The organism is Herbiconiux solani NBRC 106740 (assembly GCF_001571005.1).
GTDB lineage: Bacteria > Actinomycetota > Actinomycetes > Actinomycetales > Microbacteriaceae > Herbiconiux > Herbiconiux solani.
On the sequence record NZ_BCST01000001.1, the window covers coordinates 370,513 to 396,255 of the forward strand.

A 25,743-nucleotide genomic window follows, 5' to 3' on the forward strand; every position below is an offset into this window, starting at 1 on the left:
GCTAGCGGGCGTTGGTCTCGCGGGCGTTGGTTTGGCGGATGCGCCGGCCCTCCGCGATGTCCTTCTCCTCCTTCGCGGCGATCTTGTCGCTCTTCCTCGTGTCGCGCGGCGGCAGCTGGATGTCCTCCTCCGCGGCGATCCCGGCCTGGAGCTGCCGGCCGCGTTCGAGCTCGGCGTCGAACTCGGCGCCGAACAGGATCGCGTTGTTCACGATCCAGAGCCAGAGTAGGAAGATCACGACACCCGCCAGGGAACCGTAGGTCTTGTCGTAGTTGGAGAAGTTCGCCACGTAGAAGCCGAACGCGACCGTCGCGATGACGAGGACGACGATCGCGAGCAGCGCGCCCATGCTCATCCAGCGGAATGTGGGCTGCTTCGCATTGGGAGTCGCGTAATAGAGGATCGCCAGGATCAGCACGACCACGAGAGCCAGCAGCGGCCACTTCGCGATCGACCAGATGGTGGTCGCGGTCTCCCCGATCCCCAGGGCGGAACCGACCGCGTCGGCCACGGGCCCCGAGATGACGAGGATCAGCGCGGCGATGACGATCAGGACGAGCGAGATCAGGGTGACGAGCAACTGGACCGGCTTGAGCTTCCAGAACGGCCGCCCCTCGTCGATCTCGTAGATGCGGTTCATGGCGCGACTGAAGGCGGTGACGTAGCCGGAGGCCGACCAGACAGCCACGACCAGGCCCGCGATGAGGGCGAAGCCGGCTGCGGGCGAGCTCGCGAACTGCTCCATCGGGCCACGCACGACGTCGGCGGTACCCCCGGGAGCGACGTCGTCGACGATCCCGAGGATCGCATCGCTGGCCGCCTGGCCCTGGCCGAAGACGCCGAGCAGCGAGAAGATCGCGATCAGCGCCGGGAAGAGGGCGAGCACGGCGTAGTAGGTGAGGCTCGCGGCGATGTCGGTGCACTGGTCGGCGCTGAACTCGCGCGCCGTCTTCTTGAGCACGTAGACCCAGGACCGCTTCTCGAGGTCGGTCGGACCGTCGGGCTTGCGCGGGTCGTCCGGGTCGGGGGCGCCCTTGCTGCGAGCGGGTTTCGTGTCGGTCATCGGGCTGCCTCCAGGGGGTGGAACGAGTGGGGGGGCCGGCCGGCAGCGGTGTGGCTCACCGCCGCCGGCCGGGTCGAGGTCGGGGTGTCGTCAGCCGTTCTGGATGGTGTCCCTGGACTGCTGGGCCTGATCCTTGACCTCATCGACGGCGGTGGTCGCCTCCGACTTCACGGCGTCGGCCGCGCCGGTCGCCGCCTCCTTCACGGCGGTGGCAGCATCCTGGGCCGGCTCCTTGAGGTTCTGGCCGACCTCCTTGGCCGCATCCGTCACCTGATCGACGAGGGGCTGGGCCTGCTCCTTGAGATTCGACGCGACCTCCTTCTCCTTCGTCGTGGCGGGGATCAGCGAGGCGGCGAGGAGGCCGACCCCGAAGGCGATCAGGCCGACGGCGAGGGGATTGCCCTCCGCCTTGGCCGCGACCTTGTCCTTCGCTCCGGTGACGGCGCCGGAGACGGCCCCGGCCGCGTCCGAGCCCGTGCCGGACAGCGACGACGACGCGTCGTCCGCGGCGCCGAAGACGCGATCCTTCACGGAGCCGACGGCGCCCTTGAGCTTGTCGGTCTGGCGCCCGACGATCTTCGACGGGGTGACCTTGTCGGCGAGGGCGTCGACGTCACCGCCGAGTTCGGCGCGGGTGGCCTCGATGCGGGCACGGATCTCTTCCGGTGAATCGGTCATCGGTTCTCCTCATTCCTTTTCAGCGTCTCGGTAATCTTCTTCAGCGACTCCACCGTCTTGGGGGCGCCGTTCACTTCTTTCAGGCTCTTGCGGCCGACCAGGAACAGGATCAACGCGATCACGGCCCAGATCAGGGCGACGACGACGCCGGACCAACCGAGGCCGATCAGCGTGCCGAGCGCCCACCAGAGGGCGAGGGACAGGAACAGGATGGTCATGCTCGCCGCATAGCCCGCCCCGCCCAGCATCCCGGCGCCCTTCCCGGCGCGCGTGGCCGACTGCTTGAGCTCGGCCTTGGCGAGTTCGAGCTCCTGCCGCATCAACGTGGAGAGGTCCTTGGTGACCTCGCCGAGCAGATCTCCCAGCGAGGTGTTCGCGGCCTTCTGCTCGGAGGGCGTGTAGTCGTCGGTCATCGCGGGTAGTCCTCTTCGGGCGCCGGGGAGCTCTCGCCGAACGACGAGGCGCGCTCGGTGTAGAGCGGGGTCTCGTCGACGACGGCCGCGCCCGGGATGGAGGTGGTCTCGACGACGGGGGCGGGAGTGGCGGGGGCTGCTGCCGGTGCCGGTGCGGATGCCGGTGCGCCGGCCGTCGTGGTCGCGGGCGTGGACGCCGTGTCCGCATCCTTCTCGTCGGCTGAAGCCTGAGCGAGGGAGCGGGTCAGCCGACCGGCGACGACCCCGGCGATCGCGGCGACCGCGATGAACGTGCCGGGCTTGCGTCGGGCGTAGGACTTCCCCTCGTTCAGAAGCGAGCCCGGGTCCCGGGAGTCCAGCCACGACGCCGCGCTTCCGGCGCGGTCGGAGACCTGGCGCACGAGGTCGGTGGCGAGCCCCTGGCTCTCCGAGTTGCTCGCCATGTTGCTGAGCTCGTCGCCGATCGAGCGGAGCCCGGATGCGACCCGCTGCTGCTGCACTCCGGCCTGCTCCTTCAGCTCGGACTGGGTCTGCGCGTAAAGGTCCTTCGCCTGCGACTTCGCCTCGCGGGCGACGTTCTTCGCTTCGTCCTTCGCGGTTCCGGCGACGTGACCGGCCTGCTCGGTGGCGGTGTCCTTGACGTCACCGGCGGCCTGCTTCGCCGCCTCGACCTTGCCCGACTGGTCGTCGTCGCCCGGCCGGCCGTCGCCCTGGGGGGTCACCGGCGGCTCGAAGCCGCTCGGCGGGACGGGTACATAGCTTTCCGACATCGTCTTCCCTTTCATCTGCCCGACCGGTCGGCCGGGCACTTCTCGGTCTGCAGGGTGGAACAGGCATCCCACCCTGATGGTGCTGGCGAGTCCGCCCCCGTTACTTGGTTCCGGTGGGTCCGTAGAACGCCTCGACGTCGGCCAGTTCCTGCTCGGCCGTCGCCTGGATGAGCTTCAGCAGGTCCGGGTCGAGCCCAGGGCTGAACTCCTCGAGACGCTCGGGCGCGATGAACGACGGGGTGCCGATCGGGGCCTGTTCGCTCGCGTCGAGGTCGGTGCCGTCGTTCGAGGGCGACGCGCCCTGGAAGATGCGGCCTGCCTCCGACTCCCCCTTCAGATCGAAGGAGTACTGCTTGCTCTGCAGCCCCAGGTCGAGCAGCGCCTTCACCTCGGGGAACTGCTCGGCGTTCGTCTTCGGGATCGGGAGGGTCTTCTTCCAGTCCACGCCGAGCGTCTCGAGCGCCTTCGCGTAGGCGTTCTCGTGGGCCTGGTCACGCACGATCAGGTAGGCGATCGTCGAGCGCGCGGTCTTGTTGGCCGTCATCTCGTAGATCCGGCACTTCTGCAGGCGCCCGGTCGACTCGAGCATGAGGTTGTACAGCAGATCGAGCACGAGGTTGCCCGAGTTGTAGACGTAGCTGCCGAGCCACGGGTTGCCGGCCGCGTCGACGGGCATCGCGCCCTGGGCGCCGACCAGGTAGTGGTGGATGTTCCCGTGGTCGAGCGCGATGTTCAGCGGGGTCGCACCGCCGGCACCGGGCGTGTCCAGCGGGTCGGTCGGCTTGCCCTTGTACTGCGGCGAGCCGTCGAGCAACCGGGAGATCGTCGTGCCGATCAGCTCCACGTGGCTGATCTCCTCGGTGCCGACGCCCTGGATGAGGTCGCGGTACGGCTTCGCCGACGGACCACGGAAGTTCATGGCCTGGAAGAGGTACTGCATCATCGTGCGCATCTCGCCGAACTGGCCGCCGAGTCCCTCCTGCAGGGCGTTGGCCGCGGCCGGGTCCGGCTCGTCCTCGGCGATGTCGTTGATCCATTCTTGAGCGTGGAAGTACATGGGAGCCCTTCGTCGATGAATGGGCTGCGTCGACCGCAACCGCACTCCTCAACCTGTACCGGTCGATTACTTCCGCCAGACCGTTGACACTGCCGCGCCATCGTGCAGCACGCGTTGCGGATTCGTCGACTCCTGGGAAGGATTGAGGGGTGCAGAAGCTCTATTACGCCAGTGGTTTCATCCTCGTCAGCGACGCGATCTGCGACGCGGTGCTGCGGTATGCGAAGGCCCTCGCAGACGTGGGGAAGTCGGATCTGGTCAGCGTGCCCTCGATGTCCGACGAAGGCCTGCGGGGAGAGGTCCGGCTCCTCGTCGGGCCGGCCAGCCAGATCTTCTCGGCTCCGGCGCTCGACCGAGGAGTCGATCTCGAGGACGAGGAGGCCGTCGCCTCCATGCTCGACAAGGTCGCCCGTCTGCAGCCGGCGAAAGCGCACGCCGACGAGCAGCCGCTCCCGGGTGCCGATGCGGACTTCGAATAGGAGCCTGACGGCAGGCCAGCACGGGGCGGACTGGCTCTAGACGATCTGGCTCTACCGGGCCGCGATCGGGCCCGAGTGGTCAGTCCTCGAGGTCGCCCGCGTCTTCGGGCTCGGCCGCGGTCTGGGGCGTTCGGTCGCGCAGCCGGTCCGACATCTCCGAGGCGCCCTCGGCGTCGGGGTCTTCGTCGACCTCGCGGATCAGCTCGGCCAGATCATCGTCGCGAGGGGCCGCAGCGGAGTCGTCGGACGGGGTTCCGGCATCGGATGTGCTCATGCTGCGACGCTAGTCCAGCCCGCCCGCATCCGCCCGTGTCGGTTCACTCGCCTGGAGCCTGAGCCTGAGCCTGAGCCTGAGCCGCAGCCTGAGCCTGGCCCGCCGGCCCTCAGCTGGGATGCCCCGCCGCGTCGAGGATGAGGGCGGCGACCTCGGCCGGGTGCGAGAGGAGGGACACGTGGCTGGAGGCGAGCTCGATCGTCGTGGCTCCCATCCGCTTCGCCATGAACCGTTCGAGGTCGGGGTCGATCGTGCGGTCGTCGGTCGAGACGGCGTACCAGCTCGGCTTGTCGCGCCAGGCCGCGTGCGTGGTCCGGCCCGCGAAGAGGGTGTCGGAGATCGGGCCCTGAACCGCGCAGAGCTCGCGTGCCTCGTCGGGCGGCAGGTCGCCCGCGAAGTCGGCCAGGAACGCGGACTCACTGAGTCGACCCCAACCGTCCGACCAGACGACCCCGGCCGAGGCGGGTGGCGCGGGGTAGCCGGCGGCGAGGGCGGCGTAGTCCTCACCGGCATCCGGAGCGCGAGCCGCGATGTAGACCAGCGCCGACACGGCCGGGTCCACCCCGGCCTCGGTCACGATCATGCCCGCGAACGAGTGCCCGACGAGCACCGTCGGCCCGCGATGCAGGGCGAGAGCACGCCGGGTGACGTCGACCCCGTCTTGAAGCGTGGTCAGCGGATGCTGGACCGCGGTCACCCGCAGGCCCGCGGCCTGAAGGAGCGGGATGACCTTCGACCACGACGACCCGTCGGCGTAGGCGCCGTGCACGAGGACGGCATTGGCGGCTGTCTCAGGCATTCGGACCTCTTCCCGTCGGGCGAGCGTGATGCGTTGGGCGGCACGCTACCAGCATCCGGACTGCCCGCGGAAGAACGCCGGTCAGCGGAGGGGCTTCGGTTTGCCCAGGCGCAGGGGCTCCGGAACCGTGGCCGGGGGGCTTCGGCGGAGGCGGAGGGACGAGCGGAAGTAGAGCACGGCCAGGACGACGTCGACCAGGAGGTCGACGACGGCCACGACCACCGCACCGGCCGGATCGGCGGATGACGAAGCCACGATCGGTGTGCCGGCGATGCTCCCGCCAACCACGATCAGCACCCGCAGGAGAAGCAGCGACCCGATGACGAACCCGGCGGTCGGCCGCGCGGTCATCCGCCAGCCGGCCCGCGGCGGCGCGATCGGTTCGCCGGCGCCACGGAACGAGCGCGTGCCCACGACGAACGCCAGCACGTAGACCGCCTCGCTCGCGAGCGCCGGGAAGGGCGCGGGAAGGAGCGGCGAGAAGAGCAACGCGTTCGCCACGAAGAGCACCGCGATGGCGGCGACGACGAACAGGACCTTCCACCGGGTCTGACGGATGCGCAGCATGACGGGCGACCGGGTCAGCGCGGCGCGCGGGGGCCGCGGGGCGCGCTGGGCTTGCGGGTGAAGACGTAGTGGACGACGCCGGACGGCGACGCCGTGACCTCGGTCGTGAAGCGCTCCTCCAGCCCCTCGAGCCCGTCCCAGAGCCGCACCCCGCGGCCGAGCAGGATCGGCACGACGACGACGTGCAGGTGGTCGACCAGGTCGGCCGCGAGGAACTCCCGCACGACCGTGGGCCCCCCGCCCAGGCGCACGTCCAGTCCTCCGGCCAGGCCGGTCGCGAGCGACAGGGCCTCGGCCGGTGGCAGATCGCGGAAGAGGAAGGTCGTCTCGCCGACCACGAGATCGGGCCGTTCGTGATGGGTGAGGACGACGACCGGGGTGTGGAACGGGGGCTCCTCACCCCACCAGCCTCGCCAGGACTCGTCCTCCCAGGGCCCGGTCTGCGGGCCGAACTTGCGGCGGCCCATGATCTCGACGCCGATCCGCTCGCTGGTGGCCGACGCGAAGGCGTCGTCGACGCCCCGCGTGCCGGAGCCGACCGCCTCGGACTCGTGGCCGCTCATGCCCACGAAAGTCTTCGTGGGGAAGAACCACTCCATCAGGCGCCCGCCCGCGTGCCCGAACGGGGCCTCGAGCGACTGCCCCTCCCCGGTCGCGAAGCCGTCGAGCGAGACCGCGAGATTGTGCACCCTCACCATCGTCATGCGCTCACGCTAGCGCCTCCCCGCGCCGGAGCACGATCACGACCACGACCACGACCAACTCCGGGGCGTCACGACGGGTTGAGCACCGTGCTCACCACCGCCGAGACGATCTCGGGCAGATGCGGCACCTCGGTCTCCGGCACCCGCACCAGGAACCATGCGTTGTCGATCAGTACCGCCACCTGCATCCCGTCGTCCGAGACGAACGACTCCCCCGGGTACCCGGCTGCCGGGTGCCACTCCCCTCCGCCGAGCGGTGCGGATGCGGCGAAGTAGGGTGCACCGCCGGGCAGCACCGAGGCCCAGATGCCGGCACCCCGTCCCGACCAGCCGCAGGCGTAGCCGCCGACCTGCGCATTGCTGCGGAAGGACGCGATCCGGAACTCCCCCTCGGCCACCCGGTAGTTCGACACGGTGGGGTCGCCGATGATCGTGCCGAGCTCGGCGGAGGGGATCAGGTCGTCGCAGAACAGGTCGTCGGCGTTGCTCGCAACCCCGGCGATGTTCGGGCCCGTCGGCTGCCAGAGTGGCCCGGATGGCCCTGCCCCCGCCACGGCGTCGGCGATGCCCGAGAACAGGTCGACGGATGCCGCCACGTCGTCCTCGGTCAGGTCGAGCGACGCGGGCACCATCCAGAACCCCACCCCGTACTCCCCGACCAGGTCGACCATCCCGCAGACCGGGAAGCTGACGCCGGGCTGGCACGACAGGCGCGAGTCGTCGTCGCGGCCGGGGATCGTCGGCGAGCCGCCGTAGTCGATCCCCTCCGAGGTCGCCCGGTAGTCGTCGGCCGAAACCGCGGGGACGATCGTGAGGTGCGCCACCGGGGTGAAGGAGCGCGCATCCTCGGCGTCGGGGGCGGCCCAGGCGCACTCGAGCGCGCCGGTGCGCTCGTCCGAGTACGACAGCGGATCGGAGGACGAGTACTCGGCCGGCACCAGGTCGGCGCCCGTGATCGCCTCCGCGACGCTCTCGGGCAGCAGCGACTCGCAGTCGAGCGGCACCCGCACGGGGGCGAGCGCGGGGTTCGCGGTGCCGGAGCCGGCGTCCGAGCCGTCCCCGGATTCCGACCCCGACCCGCCGTCCCCGCCCGCGCCCGGCGCGGCAGGATCACTGGGTACGGAGGGCTGGCCGGAGGGCGTTGGAGTGCCCTGCCCGCCGGCGCCCTGTCCGCCCGAACCGCCCGCCCCAGAACCAGGGCCCGCACCGGCACCCGAGCCGTCCGAGCCGCTCGTCGGTGATCCGGCGGCCACCGGCGACGACCCCTGATTACCGGCCCCACCGGCGGAAAGCGCGATCGCCCCCGCCGCGATGCCCCCCAGCAGCAGCACCGCGAGCCCGATGGCTGCGATGCGCAGCGGGATGTTCCCGCCGCTTGCGCCCGCGCCGTTACCGTCACCTGTCGATTTCGTCTCCATGACCAGTAATGTCCGCAGCGCCGGATCGGTTCCACGGCGCACCGGCGATCCGGTCGGGCGCGCCGTGCGGCCCGCCTCCCCCACCGTGCGACGATCAGGGAATGGAAGATCCCTCGGTCCGGAAGCAGAGACTCCGGCACACCCGCATCCGCTTCGTCGCGATGGCCGTGGTCGGTGTCGTCGTGGCCGCCGTGATCGCCGCGATCGGCTACTGGGAGATCGCCGCGATCGCAGGCTGGTCGGCCGCCTGCATCGTCTACCTGGTGCTGGTCTGGCGGGCGATCGGCGGCCTCGACGCGAAGACGACGGAGAGCCGCTCCATCCGCGAGGATCCCACCCGCACGACAAGCGACGTGCTGCTCCTGCTCGCCAGCGCGGTGAGCCTGGTGGTCGTGGTCTTCATCCTGGTGCTCTCGGACGGCTCGGCGGGCATCGAGCGCGATGTGCTCGGCGGCGTGGCCGTGCTCAGCATCGCGCTGTCCTGGCTGCTCATCCACACCCTCTACACGCTCCGCTACGCGGTGCTCTACTACTCGGGCACGCCGGGCGGCATCAGCTTCAACCAGGACGAGGCGCCCCGCTACGGCGACTTCGCCTACCTGTCCTTCACGCTCGGGATGACCTTCCAGGTCTCGGACACGAACATCTCGACCTCGGCGATCAGGATGACCGTGCTGCGGCAGTCGCTGCTGTCGTACCTCTTCGGCGCCGTCATCCTGGCCAGCGTCGTGAACCTGATCTCCGGCTTCTGACGGTTAGGCTCGAACAGGGTCCTCCGGGAACCCGTCCGCCGAACACGACGTCCTGTGAAAGGACACCTCCATGACCGTCATCGTCATCCTGCTCGTCGTCTGGGCGATCCTCGCCGTCGTCGGCTTCGCCATCCAGGGCCTGCTCTGGCTCGCGATCATCGGCATCATCCTGCTGATCGGCACCGTCGTGTTCGGCTTCGTGCGTCGCAACGTCGGTAAGAAGAAGCGTCAGGCCTGATCTTTCGGTGACAGCTGACCGTCCGGTGACAGCGGATCCCGCGGCATCCGACCGCCGCGTCGTGCGCGCCGGTTCGGCCGATCACGGGTCGCTCGAAGGGGACGGCTGGACCGAGGTCGCACGGTCCTGGGCAGCAGAACTCGACGCCCGCGACCTCGACCGCGACCGACTGGCGCATCTGGTCGCGCGGGCGACCGCGCAGCCGGCGCTCCGCATCCGGGAGCTGACCGCGAGCCCAACGGATGCGGCGGCCGTGCTCGGGCTGGATCGCGCAACGGCCGACGACTATCCCGGAGACGTCGCCACCGCGCACGAGCCGCTGGCCGAGGACGAGCCGATCGTCTCGGAGCGCCGTCGAGCGTGGGGCGCGTTCGAGGGCGACCTGCTCGTCGCGCTGACGGTGCTGGACATCGACGGGACAGACCCGAACGCCGGGCCCGTCGAGACCGGCTTCACCGTCGTCCGGCGCGGCCACCGCGGGCGCGGGCTCGGCAGCGCCGTCAAGGCCGCCTCCGTGCTGGCGCTCTCGGCGGAGGGCCATCGGCGGTTCCGCACGGGAGGTGCGGCCGAGAACACCGCGAGCCTCCGCGCGAACGCCGCCGTGGGCTACCGGGTCGACGAGGAGTGGGTGACCCTGCGCCCACCGGCACCCGGCCCCGCCGACTCCGCCGACTCCGCCGAGCGAGCCTAGGGTCAGCGCCGCCGGCCAGGCCTGAGTTACGGGCCGGGCAAAATTCGACAGACGTCCCTGGCCCGCCCCGTCCGAAGGCCCCTAGAGTCCCGGACAGGGAGCGGACTGGAGGACGCGGATGAACGGTGCAGCAGCATCCCGGACCCCGGTCGGCACGATGGCACCGACCCCGGCCTCGCGCACCCCCGACCACCGGTCGTGGACGGCGGCCCTGATGGTCTTCGTGGGCGGAGCGATCGGCACGCTCACCCGCGAGTCGCTCGACCTCGTCACTCCGGCGGAGTTCCTGCTCTATACGACCTTCGCCATCAATATCACCGGGTCGTTCGCGCTCTCGGTGCTGTACACCGCGCTCGTGGTGCGAAAGCGGACTCCCCCGGTCCAGCGCCGCGTGCGGCTGCTCGTCGGCACGGGTTTCATGGGCGGGTTCACGACCTACGGGTCGTTCTCGGTCGGGGTCGCCGCGGCGGCCTCGCGCGGCTCGGTGGGCGATGCGGCGCTCTATGCCATCGGCAGCATCGTGCTCGGGATCGCGGCCGCGGTGGCGGGGCGGGCACTCGTCGACGCCGTCAACGCACGCCGGGCATCCTCATCCAAACGGGCCGCCGCCACGGAACGCGCATCCGCCTCCGAACCGGGAGCGGCACCGTGAGCGACTTCCTGCCCTTCACGATCATCGCCGTGGCGGTCGCCGGCGGCCTGGGCGCCGTGGTGCGGCTCGTGGTCGGCGGCCACATCCAGCACGCGGCGGGGACCTCGTTCCCGATCGGCACCGCGCTGATCAACATCTCCGGCTCGTTCCTCCTGGGCCTCGTGATGAGCGCGGCCTTCGCCTCGGTCGGGCCGGCCTGGCTCGCGATCGCGGGCACCGGATTCCTCGGCGGGTACACCACGTTCAGCACCGCGAGCGTCGATGCCGCCGATCTCGTGCGGCGCCGCCACTGGGGCCGGGCCGTGCTGGTCGCGGGGGCCACGGGCGTACTCTCGATCGGTGCCGCCGCGCTCGGCTACTCGCTCTGATCCGGCCAGCGGGCGGACAGACGCCGGCCACCACTCCCGGCCGGCCAATACTCCCGGTCAGCAGGAGTGTCCACCCCCTGGGCGGGGCCGTCGAACGGTCGTAGGTTCGCCTCCGTCGCTCCGGTCGGGGGCGCGCAACCAGGAAGGCGGCGCCGGTGACGGATGCGCGCAACACCCAGCACGAGACCGGCCCGGCGACGACGAACGAGGGCGACGGCACTCCGCCCGAGACCAAGCTGAAGCGCAAGATCACCGGCCCGCTGCTGTTCCTCTTCATCCTGGGCGACGTGCTCGGCGCGGGCATCTACGCCCTGATGGGCGTGCTCTCCGGCGAGGTGGGCGGCGCGCTCTGGGCTCCGCTCCTGGTCGCGCTGCTGCTCGCGCTGCTCACCGCGGGCTCCTACGCCGAGCTGGTCACCAAGTACCCGAAAGCGGGAGGCGCGGCGATCTTCGCCCAGCGCGCGTTCCGGCCGCCCATCATCTCGTTCCTGGTCGGCTTCAGCATGCTCGCCGCTGGCGTGATCAGCGCCGCCGGTCTCGCGCTGGCGTTCGCCGGCGAGTACCTCCAGACCTTCGCGCCGGTTCCGACCATCCCGACCGCGATGGTGTTCCTCGTGCTGGTCGCGGCGCTGAACGCGCGCGGCATCAGCGAGTCGCTGAAGAGCAACGTCGTGATGACGATCATCGAGGTCTCGGGGCTCGTGATCGTGGTGGTCGCCGTGGCCGCCATGCTGGGCGGCGGGGGCGGCGACGTCTCGCGCGTCGGCCAGTTCCCGGAGGGTGCCTCGCCGGCCCTCGCCATCCTCGGCGGCGCGATCATCGCGTACTACTCCTTCGTCGGCTTCGAGACATCGGCGAACGTCGCCGAGGAGATCACCGACCCCTCGCGGGTCTACCCGCGCGCGCTGCTCGGCGCCCTGATCACCGCCGGAGTGATCTACGTGCTCGTCGGCCTGGCCTCCTCGATCGCGCTGCCCGCCGAGGAGCTCGCCGACTCCTCCGGCCCGCTGCTCGCCGTGGTGAGTGCTTCCGGCTTCCCGGTTCCGGACTGGCTGTTCAGCCTGATCGCGCTCGTCGCGGTCGCGAACGGCGCCCTGCTGACCATGATCATGACGAGCCGGGTCACCTACGGGATGGCCGAGCAGGGCCTGCTCCCCCGCGTGCTCGGCCGGGTGCTGCCGAACCGGCGCACCCCCTGGGTCGCCATCGTCGCGACGACCGTCATTGCCATGCTGCTGACCCTGGTCGGCGATCTCGAGACCCTCGCCTCAGCCGTGGTGCTGCTGTTGCTGTTCGTCTTCATCAGCACCAACGTGGCAGTGCTCGTGCTGCGGAAGGACAAGGTCGAGCACCGGCACTTCCGGGTCTGGACCCCGATCCCCGTGCTGGGAGTGCTCTCGTGCATCCTGCTGCTGACCCAGCAGGAGCCGATCGTCTGGGCCTTCGGCGGCGGCTTCATCGTGCTCGGGATCATCCTGTACGTCGTCCACCGGGCGGCGGGGAAGCGGGCCGACGCGCGCGTGGCCGGCACCCGGTCTCGGTAGGAGTCGACCGGATCGCGGACGGGCGCTCGGCAGGCCGGCTCCGAAGGCCGGCCTGCCGAGGCCCGGGCCTCGGTCAGACCCCGACGCGTTCGAAGGCGTCGAGGCTGATCCCGGCGTCGAGCACGACCTTCGCCCACTCGCGCGCGGTGTGCAGCGAGTGGTCGCGGAAGTTGCCGCACTCGAGCGCCGAGACGCCCGGGATGTCGGCCTCGGTGGCCTCGTCGGCGATGAACCGCAGGGCCGAGGTCAGCGCGGCCGCGACATCCGGGATCTCGGGCTCGCCCCACATCAGCAGGTGGAAGCCGGTGCGGCAGCCGAACGGGCTGATGTCGATCACACCGTCGATCCGGTCGCGCAGCAGACCGGCGAGCATGTGCTCGAGGGTGTGGATGCCCGCGGTCGGGATCTCCTGCACGTTCGGCTGGGTGAGCCGCACGTCGAAGTTGGTGATCGTGCCGCCGCCGGGGCCGTGCTCGACCCCGATGCGGCGCACGTACGGCGCCAGCACCGCGGTGTGGTCCAGGGTGAAGCTCTCGATCTCTGCCATCAGTTCCTCCTCGTGAACGCGTCGAGGCGTTCGATCATCTCGTGCAAGGCCTGCTCGTCGCTGACGAGCCCGATCCGGATGTGACCCCGGCCGCGCGGGCCGAAACCGTCACCCGGTGCGACGGCCACTCTCGCCTCCTCGCGGAGCCGTGCGGCGAACTCCGTGGCATCCTCCTCGCCGGGCAGACGCACCCAGACGAAGAACGTGCCCTCCGGGGACTCGGCGTCCCAGCCGATCGCCCGGAGGCCCTCGACCACGAGGTCGCGCCGCCGGCGGTAGACGTCGACCAGGGCTCTCGCCGCACTCTGGTCGCCCGCGAGGGCCGCCGCGGCGGCCTCCTGCGAGGCTCCGAACATCGTACTGAACGCCTGGGCCTGGTAGCGCCTCATCGCAGCGATCACGGAGGGGTTTCCCACAGCGAACCCGATCCGCCAGCCGGCCATGCTGTAGGTCTTCGAGAGCGTCTGCGCCTCGACCGTGACCTCGAGGCCCGGGTCTACGGCGAGGGCCGAGAGCGGCGCCCGGCCGTCGAACCCGAGCGAGGAGTAGGCGAAGTCGTGCACGAACACCGCGCCGGTGCGTCGTGCGAACTCGCCGGCCCCCTCGAAGGTGCTGCGGCGGGCGAGGGCACCGGTCGGGTTGTTCGGGTAGTTCAGCAGCAGGACGGCGGCCTCATCAAGACCGTCGAGGGCGGCGAACCGGGGCTGATGGTGCGGCTCGTCCAGCGGCAGCGGCACGATGTGGCCGCCGGCCAGCGCGGTGGCCGAGGCATACATCGGGTACCCCGGATCCGGAAGCACGACGGCCTGGCCCGGATCGGTCATCGCCAGGACGGAGGCCATGATGGCCTCGTGCGAGCCGTGGAAGACCGCGACCTCGCCATCCGGATCCACCGTCACGCCGTGATCCTCGCGGTACCGGTGGGCCACGGCCTCGCGGAAGGCCGCGCGGCCGGCGTAGGAGGGATACCGGTGGTTCTGGGCGTCGGCCACCTCGTGCTGCATCGCCGCGACGATGTGCTCGGGCGTCGGCAGGTCAGGGTTTCCCTTGGAGACGTCGATCATCTGCGGCCCCGGCTCGCTCGAGAGACGGAGGATCTCGCGATCCATCGCCCCCCAGTGGTTCGGGGGCATCTCGCGGACGCGTGCCGCGGGCTGGAATTCGACCACGGTCAGCGCCTCCGGAATCGGCGCGCCACGATCGTGCCGAGCAGCTGGATGCCCTGGACCAGCACGATCAGGGTCACCACCGTGATCACCATCGCGAAGCCGTCGTACCGCTGGTAGCCGTAGGAGAGCGCCAGGTCGCCGATACCGCCCGCGCCGACCGTGCCGGCCATCGCCGTGGCATCCAGCAGACCGACCGAGGCGATCGTCACCGCGAGGATCAGCGAGCCTCGGGCCTCGGGCAGCATGAAGCGCCAGAAGATCTGCAGCGGGGACGCCCCCATGGCCCGGGCCGCCTCGATTACTCCACGGGGCACCTCGAGCAACGAGTTCTCCACAAGTCGGCCGATGTAGGGCGCGATCATCACGGTGAGGGGCACGATTGCAGCCCACACACCGATGCTCGTGCCCACGAGCAGCCGGGTGAACGGAAGGATGGCGACGAGCAGGATGATGAACGGCAGCGAGCGGATCAGGTTGACCACGACGGCGAGGCCGAGGCTGATGGGCCGGTTCTCCAGCACTCCCCCGGCCCGGGTGAGGGCGAGGACGGCGCCGATCAGCACGCCGAGGATCGAGCCCAGCACGAGCGAGACGCCGAGCATCTGCAGGGTCTCGCCGAGCGCCTTCAGGAAGAGCTCGGGCGTGATCAGGGTCCAGGGCGGAGTCGTCGCGGTGATCATCGGGCCACCTCCTCGACGTGCACGACCCGCTGCTCGAGGTAGGCGCGCGCGGCCGCGACCCGCTCCTCGGGTCCGGTCACCTTGATGATCATCTGGCCGACCGTGTGGTCCTGGATCTCGGTCATGTCGGCGTGCAGCATGTTCACCGACACCCCGATCTCCGTGATCAGGCCCGACAGCAGGGGCTGCGTCACCTCGTCGTCGACCAGGAGGAGCCGCCAGAGTCCGTCGCCGCCCAGGTGCTCGACCACCCGGTCGGGCAGCCCCTGGGGAACCACGGTGGTGACGAAGTCGCGGGTCACGGGCGAGCGCGGGTGCAGGAAGGTGTCGAGCACCGTGCCCTGCTCGACGATCTCGCCGTCGGCCATCACGGCCACCTCGTGCGCGAGATCCTTGATGACGTCCATCTCGTGGGTGACGACCAGGATCGTCGTGCCGTACTCGGTGTTGATGCTGCGGAGCAGGTCGATGATCTGCGCCGTGGTCGTCGGGTCGAGCGCGCTCGTGGCCTCGTCCGAAAGCAGGATGCGGGGGTTCCGCACGAGGGCACGGGCGATCCCGACGCGCTGCTTCTGACCACCGGAGAGCTCTCCGGCGAAGCTGCCCGCCTTGGCGCCGAGACCGACGAAGTCGAGCACCTCCTCGGCGCGCGCGCGAGCGGTCCGCGCTCCCACGCCGTCCAGGCGCAGGGGCATCGCGACGTTGTCGCGCACCCGGACGGTCTCGAGCAGGTTGAACTGCTGGAAGATCATGCCGGTGCGCTTCTGCGCGGTGCGGAGGGCGGAGCCTCGGAGAGCTCCGACATCCACGCCGTCCACGACCACGTGCCCGGCGGTCGGCCGCTCGATGCCGTTGACCATCCTGATCAGGGTCGACTTGCCGGCGCCGCTGTACCCGATCACCCCGAAGATCGTGCCCGGTGCGACGTCCAGACTCACGCCCCGGAGGGCGCTCGTCGGCTCGTCGCGCTTCCCCTGCCGAGGGAAGGTCTTGGTCACCTGATCGAAGACGATCCGCCCCTCGGTGCGGTCACCGGGGGTCGCACCTGTTCGAGCGCTCACTCGAACCAGTCGGGGAGGTTGTAGCCGGAGTACTGCGGGTCGGCCTTGATGTAGTCGATGAACTCCGTCGACTGGTAGGCCGCCTTGATGGCCTGCGCCCACTCCGAATCGACGTCCTCCGACCGCACCGTGACCACGTTCGAGAAGTCGACGGGCTGGTCCTCCACGGCGAGGGCGTCGTCGTAGTTCAGGCCGCCCGCGATGATGAAGTTGCCCTGGATGGTGGCGAAGTCCACATCCTGCAGGGCGGGGACCTGCTGCGCGTTCTCGATCGGTGTGATGGCGAGGTTGTGCGGGTTCGAGGTGATGATCGACAGGCTCGCCGTGTTGGGGTCGGCCACGTCGTCGAAGTCGACGAGGCCCGCGTCGCGGAGGATCAGCAGGCCGCGGTACAGGTTGGACGGGGAGTTGGGCACCGTGACGGTCGCGCCGTCCTTGATGTTCTCGAGCGAGTCCGACTTTCCGCCGAACAGCCCCATCCGCGGGGTCGGCACCTGCACCAGGGCGGCGTTCGAGATGCCCTCCTGGGCGTTGACGAAGTTCATGTAGACGGGGTGCTGGATGATGTTCGCGTCGATCTCGCCATCGGCGACCGCGACGTTGACGACGATCCCGTCGGTGAAGTCCTGGTCCTGCACCGTGTAGCCCTCTGACTCGAGGATGGGCCGGATGCCGCCGTCGAACATCTCCTTGTACGGGCCGGGGTTGAATCCGACCGTGATGGCGGTCTTGGCCGCCGCCGTGCCGTCCGTGCCGGACGCGTCGGCGCTCCCCGAGCCGCTGCTGCACGCCGCGGTCCCGACCAGGAGTGCGGCGCTCGCGGCGCCGGCCAGTGCGATACGGAGGAGTTTCATGGGGGCCTCTTCTGCTGTGATGTCCTGCGGACGGCGCGCTCCAGGCGCCGCGGGTCTCAGGTTATAGAGACGCCGACGAGTGGGCACGGCGGCGAGTCACATAGCGAAACAGAGACGGATCGGACGGATGCGGGAGAATCGAGCGATGACCACTCTCCCCGCCCTCGCCGTGCTGTTCGACATGGACGGCACCCTGGTCGACTCGACCGCCGTGGTCGAGCACGTCTGGGGCCGCTTCGCCGATCGCCACTCGGTCGACGCGGCCGCCCTCCTGGCGACCTCCCACGGGCGCACCGCGTCGGAGACCGTGACGCGCTGGGCTCCTGAGGGCACCGATGTCGCGGCCGAGGTCGCGGCACTCAACGACGTCGAGCTCGGACTGGTCGAGGGCATCGTCGAGATCCCCGGCGCTCGCGACTTCGCCCTGGCTGTTCCCCGCTGGGGGCTCGTCACGTCCGCTCCGCGCGACCTGGCCGAGGCGCGCCTCGCCGCGATCGGACTCCCCTCACCCGAGGCGCTGGTGAGCGCCGACGACGTCACCGCGGGCAAGCCCGATCCCGAGCCCTACCGGCGGGGCGCCGAGGCGCTCGGGGTGGCTCCCGCCGACGCGGTCGTCTTCGAGGATGCCGATGCGGGCATCCGGTCGGCACTCGCCGCGGGCATGCGCGTGGTCGTTGTGGGCACGCTCGTTTCCCCGGCCACCGCGGGTCTGCCGCGCATCCTCGATTTCCGGTCGGCGAGCATCCGGACGGGTGGGCCTGCCGGGTTCGAGATCGACCTGGTCTGAGCCGGTTCTCCCGGCCGTCCCGGCGTCAGAACGCGCCGGGGCCGGGCGCCGAAGGCGTCGTCGGAGCCGCGAAGGGCTCGGTGGCGGCGTTCGGCACGACCGAGCCGTACCCGACGAGTGGCGGCGGGTAGCCGCGCCACGCGAGCAGTCCCGGCTCGTAGACCGAGTCCCGGCCGCCCAGGATGAACGCCCACGCGAACGGGAGGAAGACGCCGAGCACCACGAACCCGGTGTCGCGCCGGAAGGCCACGCTGATGCGCTGGATGGCGATGATCAGGAACACCGTCGTCGCGATCCCGAGGCCCACGAGCGGCGCCAGGGCGATCCAGCCCGGTTGCCCGCCCAGCTGGAGCCAGACCCAGGTGCGGTAGTACGGCACCCAGGCGACCCAGGGCTTGACGCCCACCTTGCGGAACAGGGCCATCAGCGCGAAGGCCATGACCACCCAGGTCGCGATGACCAGCAGGAGGGTCAGCCCGTAGACGACCACCATCACCGTCACGAAGATCGCGAGCGCCGCCTCGGACGAGGCGCTGTCGGACGCGGCGGCGAGAATCGCTGTCATGCGGTCAGCGTAGCGGTGCCCCCGGCCCGCATCACGACGCGGGGGAACCCGTTCAGCACGGAGGTCGTCTCGGAGGCCTTGTGGAAGCCGGCGCGCTCGAACAGCGCACGGGTGCCCACGTAGGCCATCGTGAGATCGACCTTCGCCGTTCCGTTCTCGACCGGATAGCCCTCGACCGCAGGCGCACCGTGCGCCCGCGCGAACGCGACCGCTCCGTCGAGCAGCAGATGCGAGATGCCCTGCCCCCGGTGTCCGGGCCTCACCCGGAGACACCAGACCGACCAGACCTCGAGGTCGTCGAGCCGCGGGATGCGACGGTTGCGGGCGAAGGACGTGTCGGAGCGCGGATGGACCGCCGCCCAGCCGACCACCTCGTCGCCGTCGTAGGCCAGCACGCCCGGCGGGAGCTCATCGTGGACCAGTTCCCGCATCCGATCCCCCCGCGCGGTCTTCCGCAGCGCCAGGTTCTCCTTGGACGGGAGCCGATAGCTCAGGCACCAGCACACGTCGGCGTCGGGCCGTTTCGGGCCGACCATGGTCGCGACGTCGTCGAACACCGTCGCCGGACGCACCTCGATCATGGTCGGCCCGTCAAATCAGACCGCGGGTCAGACCGTCTGCTCGGTCCAGTCGCCGCCGTCCGGGCCGTCGCCGGCACCGGAACCGGGCGCGCTCTCGGGGTCGTCGCCCCGCAGGTCGTCGGGGGTGCGGTCGCCGAACGGCTGCGACTCGTCCGGCCAGGCCTGGCCAGGAGCCTCGTTCGACCAGTCGGGCTGGCCCTCCTTCGGCGAGCCGCCGGTCGGGCCGTCGTTGCCCTCGCCGAGCCCGGGGTCGACCGTCTCGCCTGCGACGGCGTCGTTGGTCACCAGCTCGTCGGCCTCGTCGGCGGCCTCGATGCGGTCGAAGAACGGCTCGTCGCCGGCATCGCCCAGGGTGCTGTCAGGGTCTCTCGGGTCGCTCACGCGATCACGCTCCTCGTCTCGGCGCCCGTGCGGGCGCTCGTCCTACAAGCCCATCACGGCGACGCAGTCGCGGCAAGCGACATTCGTCGGAGCCATCCGTGGAATCAGTCGACCGCCTCCGCGTCAGACCGCCGCGGCCCGCAACTCCTCGACCAACGCCATGATCTGCGGGCGGTTGACCGCCCCCGGGCGCGCGGCCAGCGACACCACCCACGGCGGCAACGGATCGCTGAGGCCGACGGTCACGCATCCCGTGACCCCGCCACGGTCGTCCCCGAGGGGCCTCAGATCCGGCACGACCGCAACCCCGAGGCCCGCGGCCACGCACTGGGCCACGCTCGGCAGCTCGGCGACCTCGGCCGAGATGTGCCGCACGATGCCGCGTTCGGTGAGGGCGCGGTCCAGCTGCACCCGGTTGCCGAAGCCCGGGAGCACGTCGACCCAGTCGTCGCCCGCGAGCTCGGCGAGGGCGACCCGGCCGCCGGCTCGGGCACGGCCGGCGAGTGGATGCTCGGCCGGCAGCAGCGCCACGAACTCGCGGCTGGCCAGGGGCCAGGACTGCAACCCGGGCAGCGTGGGCAGGGCCGAGAACGCCAGGTCGAGCCGTCCGTGCGAGAGCTCCTCGGCGAGCCCGGTCGATCCGGACGGCGAGGCCTGCAGCTGCAGGTCGACGAGCGGATGCCGGCGCCGGAACGCCCCGAGCGCCGCCGGCAGGTCGAACACCTGCAGCGAGGCGAAGGTGCCGATCCGCACGCGGCCGCGGAGCCCGGCGCCGGACTCGGTCGCCACCTGCCGGAGCCCTTCGAGATCGTCGAGCAGTCCCCGCGCGACGGGCAGCAGGGCCTCTCCCGGCGGCAGCAGCCGCACGGTCTTGGTCGTCCGTTCGAACAGGGCGACGCCGAGCTCGCGCTCCAGGCTCCGAAGGCCCGCCGACACCGTCGACTGGGCCACGAACAGGCGCTCGGATGCCCGGGTGACGTTGAGCTCGTCGGCGACGGTCACGAAGTATTCGAGCAGGCGGGTCTCCATCCGTCGATCATAGATGAAAGCGATGAGACTCAGCAGAATAATTCGTTGGACTCGATGATTCGGTCGGAGCATCATCGAAGCATGACGACTTCCCTCCCCGTGCAGCGGGGCACCGAGCGCTCCGCCGAGATCCGGCCCGCCTCGCTCCGCACCCCCGCACCGGCGCGCACCTCCGCTCCGCTCCCCACCGCTCCCGCTCCCCGTCCCGGCCGCAGCCGGCTCCTCGCGCTCCCGCACCGCGCCGGCTTCTGGGTCACCGCGATCGCCTTCCTGGTGATGATGGCCTTCAACACCGTGCCCACTCCGCTCTACGCGCTCTACCAGCAGCGCGACGGCTTCCCCACCGTCATGATCACGGTGGTCTTCGCCGCCTACTCGATCGGCGTCATGGTCGCGCTCTACCTCGCCGGCCACCTCAGCGACCGGCTCGGCCGCCGCCGCGTCATCCTCGCCGCGGTCGTGATCGAGACCCTCGCCGCCGTGCTGTTCCTGGCCTGGCCCTCCCCCGCCGGTCTCGTGGTCGCGCGCTTCATCGCCGGGCTCGGCATCGGCATCCTGACCGCCACCGCCACCGCGCACCTGTCCGACCTCCGCCGGATCGCCCACCCGGGCGCCTCGCTCGGGTTCGCCGCGACGATCGCGGGCGTGGCCAACATGGGCGGACTCGCGCTCGGCCCGCTGATCGGCGGCGCGTTCGCCGCGTGGGCGCCCTCACCCCTCGTGCTCCCTTACGTCGTGTTCCTCGGCGCCTTCGTCGCGATCGGCTTCGCCTACGCCTTCGTACCCGAGACGGTCGACCGCGACGCGCCGCACGCGGCGTACCGCCCGCAGCGCGTCCGTGTTCCCAAGCAGAGCCTCCGCACCTACTGGGCCGCCGGGATCGGCGCTTTCGCCGCCTTCGCGATCACCGGCCTGTTCGGCTCGGTCGCCCCGACCTTCCTCGCCCAGATCCTGCACGAGACCGACCACTTCGTCGCCGGACTGGTGGCCTTCTCGGTCTTCGGCGCCGCCGCGCTCTCCCAGGTGGTCTTCGCCCGCCTGGCGACGCGGCCGCAGCTCGTGCTCGGTGTGGTCGCGATGATCGTGGGCCTCGTGGGCCTCGGCGTCGCCGACCTGACGAGCTCGGCCGCCGTGTTCGTCGTGGGCGGCATCGTCGCCGGCGCGGGTGTGGGCCTGGTCTTCCGAGGCGCGCTCGCCACCGCCGGATCGCTCTCGACCGACGGCAACCGCAGCGAGATCACGGCCGGGATCTTCCTCCTCGCCTTCGCCGGCATGACGGTTCCGCCGCTCCTGGTCGGGGCGGCACTGCTCGCCCTGCCGATCGTGCCGGTGTTCCTCGGCTTCGTCGTGCTGGTGCTCGCGCTCATCCTCTGGGCGGGCCCCGCGATGATCCGCACCACCGCCCGCTAGCCCCACCCCGCCGCCCAAGGCCCTCCCCGAAGGCACCCGCCGAAGGCCCTCGATCCGTCACTTGTTGTCGCTAAAGCACCCGGATAGCGACGACAACTGACGGATCGAGGGCCTTCGGCCTTCGGTCTTCGCCTTCGGCCTTCCGCTACAGTTCGAGCATGGTGCGCAGCCCGTTCGTGATCCTCGGCGCCGTGCTGGCCGGCATCCTCGTGCTCGCGGGCGCGCTCTTCGCCGCGGTGAGCGTCGTCGACTCGGCCGAGGACTTCGCCTCGGGCACCTCGCAGCACGGCGGCCGGGACACGGACATCCGCACGGCCGACGAAGCGCTGACCTACACGATCCGGGACGGCGCACTCGGCTCGGCCTCGGACGGCGCCGAGCCCGACGCCGTCGCCGAAGAGCTCTGGGGCCGGTTCAGCACGATCATGGGTCCGGATGCCGCACGCATCCGGAGCTTCGCCGTCTACTCCGACCCCGACTCCTCGTCGCTCGCCTCGGTCTGGCGCGACGAGAAGCGCACGGCGTTCTGGCACGCCGACGTGAACGCCGCCTTCATCGACGACCGCGACGAGCTGGTGCACACCCTGGTGCACGAGTTCGGCCACATCCTCACCCTCTCGGACGACCAGGTGCCGGTACTATCCGGCGCCTGCCCGACCTTCGAGATGGTCGAGGGCTGCCCCGGTGCCGACACCGCGGTGGCCGAGTTCCAGAAGCGCTTCTGGGCTCCCTACGGCGACTCCGTGCCCGCGAACGAAGGTGAGGACGACGACGAGGTGGAGAGCTTCTTCCTCGACCACGGGTCGTACGACACGTTCGTCACGCGGTACGCGGCCACCAACCCGGTCGAGGATCTCGCGGAGAGCTGGGCCGAGTACGTACTCTCCGACCAGCCGGGTGTGAGCCTCCGCGACCCCAGCGGCCAGGAGGAGTCCTCGCAGAAGGTCGCGTTCTTCGCGGAGTTCCCGGCCCTCGCCGCCCAGCGCGACCGCATCCGAACCGCCCTCGACCTCGGCTGAACGCTGCGCCCTGAGCGCTGACCCCCGCCTCGCGCGACCGGGCTCAGCGCCGCCGCTCGTGCCGACGCGGCCGAAGCCGATCCGGCGCATCCGTCGCGGGCACGAACTCGCAGGTGAACGTCCCTTCGTACCCGAACAAGAAGCCGAAGACCCGGTTGTGCACCTCCATCGAGATGCGAAAGACCCCGGCCTCGTCGTCGAAGGACTCGCGGAGGGTCGCCCGTCCGCTGAACAGCAGCGGGAACCGGAAGGCGACCGGCCCCTCGTAGAACCGCTGGGCGCCCGAGCGCAGGAGGAGCGAGCCGTCGCCAGCCGCCTCGAGCTCGAGGTCGACGGCGAGGTGCTGGTGGGTGCCGAGGTAGTCGAGCACCTTCGCCCCGTCGAGGATCATCGTCGCGTCGAAGCGGCTGGGCCGACGGCGCACGGAGTACGTGCGCACGAACGTGACCGTCTCGCGCCCGTACGGGTCGCGATACGGGTAGTTCTCGATCACGAAGGGCACGTCCTGGCCCACGTCGGCGACGAGGATGTTGCGGAGCCGCCCGATCTGCAGGAACGGCACCGTCCACCAGGGGCCACGGCGGATGCGCGACATCGTGCCGCGGCCGATGCAGGCGTACCCGGCATCGAGCCCCACGCCGAACCGGCGCTGCAGCTGCGGGTGCAGTCGGCCGAACTCCTCCCCCATCGCCCGCTGGAAGATCGAGGTCATGGGGCCTCCAGGGCTGCGAGCGACGCCGGCGCCCCGCGCATCGCGTCGGCGCGGCCGGGCGGGGTACGGAGGCAGCGGCTCGCGCGGGGACGGTCGGCGCGCCAGAATCGGACGGCCGATGCCATCGGCCAGCGCTCGGGCGCCACCTCGCTCTCGGCCCAGATGCGCAGCCGGTCGAAGCTCCACGCCGTCATGCGGCCGACGAGAGGCCTGACGACGAGACGGTCGAGCAGCCCGCCCCAGCCCGGGACGTAGTCGAATCCGGTCACGAAGAGCGTGCCGCGGGCCGTCGGCCGGTACCTCCAGTAGCCGCGCCCGTCGCGGAGCGGCGAGAGCCGGTCACGGGTGGTGAAGCGCAAGGCCGAGGTGCGCGTGCCGTCGGCCGCCGAGCGGTCGCCGAGGGAGATTCCCGTGCCGGCGATCGTGTGACCCGGGAGACGGCGCTCGTAGCGGAAGCGGGTGGGGCGGCCGGCGGGCCGTTCAGGGACGTCCTCCACCGGGGCCTCGGGGACGATGCGGCTGAAGCGGAGATCCCACCGCGTGTGCTGCGCCGGGTCCTGCGTGAGCTCCCAGACACGCTCGACCGGGGCGGCGATCTCGATCGCCACGTAGATCGCGCGGCCGCGGCGGGAGCTCATGACCCGACCCTATCGGCGTGGATGCTGTCCTGCGGGGACGGGCGGACGCTCGCGTCTGTGCTGAACCGGCAAGCGGGTTTGCGCGGGAGGCGACGCGGCGGCAGGCTGAGGCCATGAACGCGCACATGCCCTCCGGCCCGGACCAGGACCCGACCGAGTTCTGGGAGGAGCTCTACCAGCAGCGCTCCCGCGTGTGGAGCGGCAAGGCCAACAAGGCTCTGGTCGACATCGCGGGTGACCTGGCTCCCGGCCACGCACTCGATCTAGGCAGCGGCGAGGGCGGCGACGCCCTCTGGCTGGCCGGCCTCGGCTGGCGCGTCGACGGACTCGAGATCTCCTCCACCGCCCTGGCACGGGCTGTCGAGCACACCCGGGAGCAGGAACGCGACCGCGGGCTCGACGAGGGCACGCTGGCCGAGCGCATCCACTGGCGCCAGGCGGACCTCGTCGACTGGGTCCCGGATGCGCAGTACGACCTGGTCTCGGCCTGCTTCCTGCACTCGCCGGTCGAGTTCCCGCGCGACGCCGTGCTCCGGCGCGCCGCCGACGCAGTGGCTCCCGGCGGGCACCTGCTGGTCGTCGGGCACGCGGCCTTCCCGCCGTGGTCGGCGATGCACCGCGACGACGACGGCGCTCCGGGCGATGGCGAAGGCGCTGAGCCCGAGGCCGGTCACGACCACGAAGGCGGCCACGGTCACGCTCCCGAGCACGAGCACGCGGACCACGCCGACCTCCCCTCGGCCGACGAGGTCGCGGCTGCTCTGGCCCTTCCGCCCGCGGAGTGGCGCGTGCTGGTGAGCGAGAACCGTCCGCGCGACGCCGTCGGGCCCGACGGTCAGGAGGCCGTGATCGACGACGCGGTGCTGCTCATGCAGCGTCTCCCCACCCCGGGCTTCCCCGCCGCCTGAAACCGACCGGCGCCGCTATCCTGGCGAGCATGGACGAGCACCTCGCGGCCAACCGCGCGAACTGGGACGACCGGGCGGCCGCCCACGCCGCGCGCGACGGCCTCGGCTACCGGGTCGAGCGCTACGTCGCCGACCGCGACCGCATCTCGGACGTCGTGGCCTTCGACCGCGAGCGGCTGGGCGACATCCGGGGGGTCCGCGCCGTGCACCTGCAGTGCCACATCGGCACCGACACCCTGTCGCTCGGCCGGCTCGGCGCCCGCGTCACGGGCCTCGACTTCTCTTCCGTAGCCGTCGCCGAGGCCAGGGCGCTCGTCGCCGAGAGCGGAGACGCGGGTTCGGTCGACTTCGTGGTCTCCGACGTCGACGGCGCGACCACCGTGCTCGGCACCGGCGGATTCGATCTCGTCTACACCGGCATTGGAGCGCTCTGCTGGCTCCCGAGCATCGAGCGCTGGGCCGGCGTCGTGGCCGCCCTGCTGAAGCCCGGCGGCCGCCTCTTCCTGCGGGAGGGGCATCCGATCCTCTGGACCATGGACGAGACGCTCGACGACGACCTGCACCTCCGCCACCCGTACTTCGAGCAGGAGACACCCCTGTCGTGGGACGACGCCTCCTCCTACGTCGCCACGGGCCGGCCGCTGACCGCCACGAAGACCTACGAGTGGAACCACGGTCTCGGCGAGATCGTCACGGCACTGCTCGATCGCGGCCTCGTGCTGACCATGCTCGTCGAGCACGACAGCGTGCCCTGGGAGGCGCTCCCCGGGCAGATGACCGAGCGGCCGGACGGCGAGTTCGCCCTCGCCGAGCGGGCCGGCGTCGCGCCGCTCTCGTTCACCCTGCAGGCCGAGAAGCCCCTGCGGTAGACGCCCGCGGAGACGCGCTGCGGGAGACGCTCCTGCGGGACACGCCCTGCGGTGGATGCCGCCGGT

General features: G+C 71.0%; 33 protein-coding genes. 12 read left to right on the forward strand and 21 right to left on the reverse strand.

Going from position 1 to position 25,743, the window contains the following annotated elements; genetic code table 11:
• Position 1: 1 nt before the first annotated feature.
• The 5 genes from HSO01S_RS01760 to HSO01S_RS01780 all read right to left on the reverse strand — a co-directional run bounded on the left by HSO01S_RS01760 (position 2) and on the right by HSO01S_RS01780 (position 3,981).
• Entirely contained in the window at positions 2-1,063 is a 1,062-nt protein-coding gene (locus HSO01S_RS01760) for a YihY/virulence factor BrkB family protein (protein WP_066038845.1), read from the reverse strand.
• Between the two features lie 90 nt (positions 1,064-1,153).
• Positions 1,154-1,741 carry a DUF3618 domain-containing protein gene (locus HSO01S_RS01765; RefSeq protein ID WP_066038846.1) on the reverse strand — a complete coding sequence of 196 codons (588 nt, stop codon included), beginning with the start codon at positions 1,739-1,741 and terminating at the stop codon, positions 1,154-1,156.
• The gene (locus HSO01S_RS01770) at positions 1,738-2,154 is read right to left on the reverse strand and encodes a phage holin family protein (protein ID WP_066038847.1); all 417 of its coding nucleotides are present in this window, start codon (positions 2,152-2,154) and stop codon (positions 1,738-1,740) included. The genes HSO01S_RS01765 and HSO01S_RS01770 overlap by 4 nt, the downstream gene beginning before the upstream one ends.
• Positions 2,151-2,924, reverse strand: coding sequence for a CsbD family protein (locus tag HSO01S_RS19360; protein WP_066038848.1), 774 nt, complete (start codon positions 2,922-2,924; stop codon positions 2,151-2,153). The genes HSO01S_RS01770 and HSO01S_RS19360 overlap by 4 nt, the downstream gene beginning before the upstream one ends.
• 100 nt (positions 2,925-3,024) lie before the next feature.
• The gene (locus HSO01S_RS01780; RefSeq protein ID WP_066038849.1) at positions 3,025-3,981 is read right to left on the reverse strand and encodes a manganese catalase family protein; all 957 of its coding nucleotides are present in this window, start codon (positions 3,979-3,981) and stop codon (positions 3,025-3,027) included.
• A 149-nt stretch (positions 3,982-4,130) separates the two neighbouring features.
• Here HSO01S_RS01780 and HSO01S_RS01785 point away from each other — a divergent pair, with 149 nt between their 5' ends.
• Positions 4,131-4,460 (forward strand): hypothetical protein, encoded by a 330-nt coding sequence (locus tag HSO01S_RS01785; protein ID WP_066038850.1) that lies wholly within the window; start codon positions 4,131-4,133, stop codon positions 4,458-4,460.
• Positions 4,461-4,539: 79 nt separating this feature from the next.
• On the opposite strand, the gene HSO01S_RS01790 is transcribed toward HSO01S_RS01785, so the two are convergent.
• From HSO01S_RS01790 to HSO01S_RS01810, 5 genes are all read right to left on the reverse strand, one after another.
• Positions 4,540-4,734 (reverse strand): hypothetical protein, encoded by a 195-nt coding sequence (locus tag HSO01S_RS01790; RefSeq protein ID WP_066038851.1) that lies wholly within the window; start codon positions 4,732-4,734, stop codon positions 4,540-4,542.
• Positions 4,735-4,843: 109 nt separating this feature from the next.
• Positions 4,844-5,533 carry an alpha/beta fold hydrolase gene (locus HSO01S_RS01795; RefSeq protein WP_066038852.1) on the reverse strand — a complete coding sequence of 230 codons (690 nt, stop codon included), beginning with the start codon at positions 5,531-5,533 and terminating at the stop codon, positions 4,844-4,846.
• A gap of 81 nt (positions 5,534-5,614) precedes the next feature.
• Positions 5,615-6,100, reverse strand: a complete 486-nt coding sequence (locus tag HSO01S_RS01800; RefSeq protein WP_066038853.1) for a hypothetical protein — start codon at positions 6,098-6,100, stop codon at positions 5,615-5,617.
• A 14-nt stretch (positions 6,101-6,114) separates the two neighbouring features.
• The gene (locus HSO01S_RS01805) at positions 6,115-6,804 is read right to left on the reverse strand and encodes a dihydrofolate reductase family protein (protein ID WP_066038854.1); all 690 of its coding nucleotides are present in this window, start codon (positions 6,802-6,804) and stop codon (positions 6,115-6,117) included.
• 68 nt (positions 6,805-6,872) lie between these two features.
• Positions 6,873-8,222 (reverse strand): hypothetical protein, encoded by a 1,350-nt coding sequence (locus HSO01S_RS01810; RefSeq protein WP_066038855.1) that lies wholly within the window; start codon positions 8,220-8,222, stop codon positions 6,873-6,875.
• A 101-nt stretch (positions 8,223-8,323) separates the two neighbouring features.
• Here HSO01S_RS01810 and HSO01S_RS01815 point away from each other — a divergent pair, with 101 nt between their 5' ends.
• From HSO01S_RS01815 to HSO01S_RS01835, 6 genes are all read left to right on the forward strand, one after another.
• The gene (locus tag HSO01S_RS01815) at positions 8,324-8,974 is read left to right on the forward strand and encodes a DUF1345 domain-containing protein (RefSeq protein ID WP_066038856.1); all 651 of its coding nucleotides are present in this window, start codon (positions 8,324-8,326) and stop codon (positions 8,972-8,974) included.
• Positions 8,975-9,044: 70 nt separating this feature from the next.
• Complete coding sequence (locus HSO01S_RS18945; RefSeq protein WP_169799913.1) at positions 9,045-9,212, forward strand: hypothetical protein; 168 nt, start codon at positions 9,045-9,047, stop codon at positions 9,210-9,212.
• Positions 9,213-9,237: 25 nt separating this feature from the next.
• Positions 9,238-9,903, forward strand: coding sequence for a hypothetical protein (locus HSO01S_RS01820; RefSeq protein ID WP_084361206.1), 666 nt, complete (start codon positions 9,238-9,240; stop codon positions 9,901-9,903).
• Between the two features lie 118 nt (positions 9,904-10,021).
• Positions 10,022-10,555: a fluoride efflux transporter FluC gene (locus tag HSO01S_RS01825; RefSeq protein ID WP_066038857.1), complete on the forward strand. Its 534-nt coding sequence runs from the start codon at positions 10,022-10,024 to the stop codon at positions 10,553-10,555.
• Positions 10,552-10,923 (forward strand): fluoride efflux transporter FluC, encoded by a 372-nt coding sequence (locus tag HSO01S_RS01830; RefSeq protein WP_245635848.1) that lies wholly within the window; start codon positions 10,552-10,554, stop codon positions 10,921-10,923. Before HSO01S_RS01825 ends, HSO01S_RS01830 begins: the two co-directional genes overlap by 4 nt.
• A gap of 155 nt (positions 10,924-11,078) precedes the next feature.
• Positions 11,079-12,467 (forward strand): APC family permease, encoded by a 1,389-nt coding sequence (locus HSO01S_RS01835; RefSeq protein ID WP_066038858.1) that lies wholly within the window; start codon positions 11,079-11,081, stop codon positions 12,465-12,467.
• 73 nt (positions 12,468-12,540) lie between these two features.
• On the opposite strand, the gene HSO01S_RS01840 is transcribed toward HSO01S_RS01835, so the two are convergent.
• From HSO01S_RS01840 to HSO01S_RS01860, 5 genes are read right to left on the reverse strand one after another with little or no spacing between them, the layout of a single operon-like run.
• A complete protein-coding gene (locus HSO01S_RS01840; RefSeq protein WP_066038859.1) occupies positions 12,541-13,014 on the reverse strand; it encodes an S-ribosylhomocysteine lyase in 474 nt (157 codons plus the stop codon).
• Entirely contained in the window at positions 13,014-14,183 is a 1,170-nt protein-coding gene (locus HSO01S_RS01845; RefSeq protein ID WP_066038860.1) for a pyridoxal phosphate-dependent aminotransferase, read from the reverse strand. Before HSO01S_RS01845 ends, HSO01S_RS01840 begins: the two co-directional genes overlap by 1 nt.
• 2 nt (positions 14,184-14,185) lie before the next feature.
• Complete coding sequence (locus HSO01S_RS01850; RefSeq protein ID WP_066038861.1) at positions 14,186-14,863, reverse strand: methionine ABC transporter permease; 678 nt, start codon at positions 14,861-14,863, stop codon at positions 14,186-14,188.
• Entirely contained in the window at positions 14,860-15,924 is a 1,065-nt protein-coding gene (locus tag HSO01S_RS01855; protein WP_218003755.1) for a methionine ABC transporter ATP-binding protein, read from the reverse strand. The genes HSO01S_RS01850 and HSO01S_RS01855 overlap by 4 nt, the downstream gene beginning before the upstream one ends.
• Positions 15,921-16,778 carry a MetQ/NlpA family ABC transporter substrate-binding protein gene (locus tag HSO01S_RS01860; protein ID WP_066038862.1) on the reverse strand — a complete coding sequence of 286 codons (858 nt, stop codon included), beginning with the start codon at positions 16,776-16,778 and terminating at the stop codon, positions 15,921-15,923. Before HSO01S_RS01860 ends, HSO01S_RS01855 begins: the two co-directional genes overlap by 4 nt.
• Positions 16,779-16,923: 145 nt before the next feature.
• Here HSO01S_RS01860 and HSO01S_RS01865 point away from each other — a divergent pair, with 145 nt between their 5' ends.
• Positions 16,924-17,565: an HAD-IA family hydrolase gene (locus HSO01S_RS01865; RefSeq protein ID WP_066038863.1), complete on the forward strand. Its 642-nt coding sequence runs from the start codon at positions 16,924-16,926 to the stop codon at positions 17,563-17,565.
• A gap of 25 nt (positions 17,566-17,590) precedes the next feature.
• On the opposite strand, the gene HSO01S_RS01870 is transcribed toward HSO01S_RS01865, so the two are convergent.
• The 4 genes from HSO01S_RS01870 to HSO01S_RS01885 all read right to left on the reverse strand — a co-directional run bounded on the left by HSO01S_RS01870 (position 17,591) and on the right by HSO01S_RS01885 (position 20,121).
• Positions 17,591-18,130 carry a DUF5684 domain-containing protein gene (locus HSO01S_RS01870; protein ID WP_066038864.1) on the reverse strand — a complete coding sequence of 180 codons (540 nt, stop codon included), beginning with the start codon at positions 18,128-18,130 and terminating at the stop codon, positions 17,591-17,593.
• The gene (locus HSO01S_RS01875; RefSeq protein WP_066038865.1) at positions 18,127-18,711 is read right to left on the reverse strand and encodes a GNAT family N-acetyltransferase; all 585 of its coding nucleotides are present in this window, start codon (positions 18,709-18,711) and stop codon (positions 18,127-18,129) included. Before HSO01S_RS01875 ends, HSO01S_RS01870 begins: the two co-directional genes overlap by 4 nt.
• 27 nt (positions 18,712-18,738) lie before the next feature.
• Entirely contained in the window at positions 18,739-19,092 is a 354-nt protein-coding gene (locus HSO01S_RS01880; protein ID WP_066038866.1) for a hypothetical protein, read from the reverse strand.
• Positions 19,093-19,215: 123 nt separating this feature from the next.
• Positions 19,216-20,121: a LysR family transcriptional regulator gene (locus HSO01S_RS01885; protein ID WP_066038867.1), complete on the reverse strand. Its 906-nt coding sequence runs from the start codon at positions 20,119-20,121 to the stop codon at positions 19,216-19,218.
• Between the two features lie 81 nt (positions 20,122-20,202).
• On the opposite strand from HSO01S_RS01885, the gene HSO01S_RS01890 reads away from it, so the two are divergent.
• Positions 20,203-21,531 carry an MFS transporter gene (locus HSO01S_RS01890; RefSeq protein WP_066038868.1) on the forward strand — a complete coding sequence of 443 codons (1,329 nt, stop codon included), beginning with the start codon at positions 20,203-20,205 and terminating at the stop codon, positions 21,529-21,531.
• A gap of 158 nt (positions 21,532-21,689) precedes the next feature.
• On the forward strand, positions 21,690-22,550 hold the full coding sequence (locus HSO01S_RS18555) for a TroA family protein (RefSeq protein ID WP_066038869.1): 861 nt from the start codon (positions 21,690-21,692) through the stop codon (positions 22,548-22,550).
• 43 nt (positions 22,551-22,593) lie between these two features.
• Here HSO01S_RS18555 and HSO01S_RS01900 read toward each other — a convergent pair whose 3' ends face one another.
• Both HSO01S_RS01900 and HSO01S_RS01905 read right to left on the reverse strand, forming a co-directional pair.
• On the reverse strand, positions 22,594-23,262 hold the full coding sequence (locus HSO01S_RS01900; RefSeq protein WP_066038870.1) for a DUF4166 domain-containing protein: 669 nt from the start codon (positions 23,260-23,262) through the stop codon (positions 22,594-22,596).
• Complete coding sequence (locus HSO01S_RS01905; protein ID WP_084361207.1) at positions 23,259-23,900, reverse strand: SRPBCC family protein; 642 nt, start codon at positions 23,898-23,900, stop codon at positions 23,259-23,261. Before HSO01S_RS01905 ends, HSO01S_RS01900 begins: the two co-directional genes overlap by 4 nt.
• Positions 23,901-24,013: 113 nt before the next feature.
• Between HSO01S_RS01905 and HSO01S_RS01910 the strand changes: the two genes are divergently transcribed.
• Positions 24,014-24,808 (forward strand): class I SAM-dependent methyltransferase, encoded by a 795-nt coding sequence (locus tag HSO01S_RS01910; protein WP_066038871.1) that lies wholly within the window; start codon positions 24,014-24,016, stop codon positions 24,806-24,808.
• A gap of 29 nt (positions 24,809-24,837) precedes the next feature.
• Positions 24,838-25,677, forward strand: a complete 840-nt coding sequence (locus HSO01S_RS01915) for a class I SAM-dependent methyltransferase (RefSeq protein ID WP_066038872.1) — start codon at positions 24,838-24,840, stop codon at positions 25,675-25,677.
• The last annotated feature ends 66 nt before the right edge of the window (positions 25,678-25,743 follow it).